This is a genomic window from Chitinibacter tainanensis DSM 15459, from assembly GCF_000429785.1.
Taxonomy (GTDB): Bacteria; Pseudomonadota; Gammaproteobacteria; order Burkholderiales; family Chitinibacteraceae; genus Chitinibacter; species Chitinibacter tainanensis.
This window is the reverse complement of sequence record NZ_AUCN01000007.1, coordinates 1-4,088: the sequence shown is the minus strand read 5'-3', so window position 1 is coordinate 4,088 and position 4,088 is coordinate 1. Positions and strand designations below refer to the sequence as shown.

The 4,088-nt window shown below is 51.3% G+C and carries 2 tRNA genes and 2 rRNA genes; all 4 read left to right on the top strand.

The features are described 5' to 3' along the window. Window positions 1–563: ribosomal RNA gene (locus tag G482_RS0101085) — 16S ribosomal RNA — on the top strand; the annotation flags it as partial. Between the two features lie 105 nt (window positions 564–668). Next, window positions 669–745 (top strand) — tRNA-Ile (locus tag G482_RS0101080). Window positions 746–782: 37 nt separating this feature from the next. Next, a tRNA-Ala gene (locus tag G482_RS0101075) sits at window positions 783–858 on the top strand. A gap of 293 nt (window positions 859–1,151) precedes the next feature. Further along, window positions 1,152–4,040: ribosomal RNA gene (locus G482_RS0101070) — 23S ribosomal RNA — on the top strand. The last annotated feature ends 48 nt before the right edge of the window (window positions 4,041–4,088 follow it).

The window sequence follows — 4,088 nt, the reverse complement described above, 5'->3', positions numbered from 1 at the left end:
CCTTACCTGGTCTTGACATGTACGGAATCCTCCAGAGACGGAGGAGTGCCTTCGGGAGCCGTAACACAGGTGCTGCATGGCTGTCGTCAGCTCGTGTCGTGAGATGTTGGGTTAAGTCCCGCAACGAGCGCAACCCTTGCCATTAGTTGCTACCATTTAGTTGAGCACTTTAATGGGACTGCCGGTGACAAACCGGAGGAAGGTGGGGATGACGTCAAGTCCTCATGGCCCTTATGACCAGGGCTTCACACGTCATACAATGGTCGGTACAGAGGGTCGCTAACCCGCGAGGGGGTGCCAATCTCACAAAACCGATCGTAGTCCGGATTGCACTCTGCAACTCGAGTGCATGAAGTCGGAATCGCTAGTAATCGCGGATCAGCATGCCGCGGTGAATACGTTCCCGGGCCTTGTACACACCGCCCGTCACACCATGGGAGTGGGTTTCACCAGAAGTAGGTAGGCTAACCGTAAGGAGGCCGCTTACCACGGTGGGATTCATGACTGGGGTGAAGTCGTAACAAGGTAGCCGTAGGGGAACCTGCGGCTGGATCACCTCCTTTCAAGAGAATGACCTGCGGGTCAAGTACTCACACTCATCGGCTGTAGAGTTGAAGATACAGAGACGGTTGTTCAAGGAGACTTGAATAACTACTCGGTTGAAAGCTGGGTCAGTAGCTCAGTCGGTTAGAGCACCGTCTTGATAAGGCGGGGGTCATAGGTTCGATTCCTATCTGACCCACCATTTGCTAGCAAATGGAACAGCTTTGTCATACCAGATTGGGGGATTAGCTCAGTTGGGAGAGCACCTGCTTTGCAAGCAGGGGGTCGTCGGTTCGATCCCGTCATCCTCCACCAATCACCAAGGATTTAGAATTCAGCGAATTGGCGTAAGCCGGTTTGTTTTATTCTGATTTCTTAAATCGGAATGCCTTTGGCATCTGTATCGTTCTTTAACAAGATAGAAGAAGTAAAATCTCCTAATGAAGTAAATGCCGTTGTGGGTAGCACCACAGCGACAGTAACAAATTGGGTTGATTGTATCTCTGATCGAAAGATCAGCCGTTGAATAGCCTGAGAAACTATTCAACATGTCGTAAATACCGATACTCAATAACCGAGAAGACGGTCACACGTGTTTGAGGTTATAGGATCAAGCGAATAAGTGCATCTGGTGGATGCCTTGGCGATGATAGGCGACGAAGGACGTGATAGCCTGCGATAAGCGCGGGGGAGCTGGCAAAATGCTTTGATCCCGCGATTTCCGAATGGGGAAACCCGGCCCTTTTGGGTCATCCTTGAGTGAATACATAGCTCATGTGAAGCGAACGCGGTGAACTGAAACATCTAAGTAACCGCAGGAAAAGAAATCAACCGAGATTCCCAAAGTAGTGGCGAGCGAAATGGGAAGAGCCTGTACGTGATAGCAGTCGTGTTAATAGAACGGAATGGAAAGTCCGGCCATAGTGGGTGATAGCCCCGTATATGAAAGCACAATTGTGGTACTAAGCGTACGACAAGTAGGGCGGGACACGAGAAATCCTGTCTGAAGATGGGGGGACCATCCTCCAAGGCTAAATACTCATCATCGACCGATAGTGAACCAGTACCGTGAGGGAAAGGCGAAAAGAACCCCGGGAGGGGAGTGAAATAGAACCTGAAACCGGATGCATACAAACAGTGGGAGCCCCTTCGTGGGGTGACTGCGTACCTTTTGTATAATGGGTCAGCGACTTACGTTCAGTAGCAAGCTTAACCAGATAGGGGAGGCGTAGGGAAACCGAGTCCGAATAGGGCGCATAGTTGCTGGGCGTAGACCCGAAACCAAGTGATCTAGCCATGGCCAGGATGAAGGTGCGGTAACACGCACTGGAGGTCCGAACCCACTAACGTTGCAAAGTTAGGGGATGAGCTGTGGCTAGGGGTGAAAGGCTAAACAAACTTGGAAATAGCTGGTTCTCCTCGAAAACTATTTAGGTAGTGCCTCATGTATCACTGACGGGGGTAAAGCACTGTTATGGCTAGGGGGTCATCGCGACTTACCAAACCATGGCAAACTCTGAATACCGTCAAGTGCGAGCATGGGAGACAGACATCGGGTGCTAACGTCCGGTGTCAAGAGGGAAACAACCCAGACCGCCGTCTAAGGTCCCAAATGATCAATTAAGTGGAAAACGAGGTGGGAAGGCATAGACAGCCAGGATGTTGGCTTAGAAGCAGCCATCATTTAAAGAAAGCGTAATAGCTCACTGGTCGAGTCGTCCTGCGCGGAAGATGTAACGGGGCTCAAATTGATAACCGAAGACGCGGATATGTACCGATGGTACATATGGTAGAGGAGCGTTCTGTAAGCCTGTGAAGGTGTCTTGAGAAGGATGCTGGAGGTATCAGAAGTGCGAATGCTGACATGAGTAGCGATAAAGGGGGTGAAAAGCCCCCTCACCGAAAACCCCAGGTTTCCTGCGCAACGTTCATCGGCGCAGGGTGAGTCGGCCCCTAAGGCGAGGCTGAAAAGCGTAGTCGATGGGAAACAGGTTAATATTCCTGTACTTGGTATTAGTGCGATGTGGGGACGGAGAAGGTTACCTCAGCCAACTGTTGGAATAGTTGGTTTAAGCATGTAGGCGTGCAGCTTAGGCAAATCCGGGCTGCTTTAACGCTGAGGTGTGATGACGAGTCTACTTGTAGACGAAGTGAGCGATACCCTGCTTCCAAGAAAAGCCACTAAGCTTCAGCTAATATCGAACCGTACCGCAAACCGACACAGGTGGGTAGGATGAGAATTCTAAGGTGCTTGAGAGAACTCGGGAGAAGGAACTCGGCAAATTGACACCGTAACTTCGGGAGAAGGTGTGCCTTAAGTATGTGAAGGTGTACAACTGGAGCAGAACAAGGCCGCAGAGAAATGGTGGCTGCGACTGTTTATCAAAAACACAGCACTCTGCTAACACGAAAGTGGATGTATAGGGTGTGACGCCTGCCCGGTGCTGGAAGATTAAATGATGGGGTGCAAGCTCTTGATTGAAGTCCCAGTAAACGGCGGCCGTAACTATAACGGTCCTAAGGTAGCGAAATTCCTTGTCGGGTAAGTTCCGACCCGCACGAATGGCGTAACGATGGCCACACTGTCTCCTCCCGAGACTCAGCGAAGTTGAAGTGTTTGTGAAGATGCAATCTCCCCGCTGCTAGACGGAAAGACCCCGTGAACCTTTACTGTAGCTTTGCATTGGACTTTGAAGTGGTTTGTGTAGGATAGGTGGGAGGCTTTGAAGCAGAGACGCCAGTTTCTGTGGAGCCGTCCTTGAAATACCACCCTGACCCCTTTGAGGTTCTAACCTAGGTCCATCATCTGGATCGGGGACCGTGCATGGTAGGCAGTTTGACTGGGGCGGTCTCCTCCCAAATTGTAACGGAGGAGCTCGAAGGTCACCTAGGTACGGTCGGACATCGTACTGATAGTGTAATGGCAAAAGGTGGCTTAACTGCGAGACCGACAAGTCGAGCAGGTGCGAAAGCAGGACATAGTGATCCGGTGGTTCTGAATGGAAGGGCCATCGCTCAACGGATAAAAGGTACTCCGGGGATAACAGGCTGATTCCGCCCAAGAGTTCACATCGACGGCGGAGTTTGGCACCTCGATGTCGGCTCATCACATCCTGGGGCTGTAGCCGGTCCCAAGGGTATGGCTGTTCGCCATTTAAAGTGGTACGTGAGCTGGGTTCAAAACGTCGTGAGACAGTTTGGTCCCTATCTGCAGTGGGCGTTGGAAGTTTGAGGGGGGCTGCTCCTAGTACGAGAGGACCGGAGTGGACTGACCTCTGGTGTACCGGTTGTCACGCCAGTGGCATTGCCGGGTAGCTAAGTCGGGAAGAGATAAGCGCTGAAAGCATCTAAGCGCGAAACTCGCCTCAAGATAAGACTTCCCTAGGTCTTTAAGACCTCTAAAGGATCGTTCGAGACCAGGACGTTGATAGGTCGGGTGTGGAAGCGCAGTAATGCGTTAAGCTAACCGATACTAATTGCCCGTGAGGCTTGATCCTATAACCTGAGACGCGTGTATGCGACGCGATATGATCGACCCAAGATCG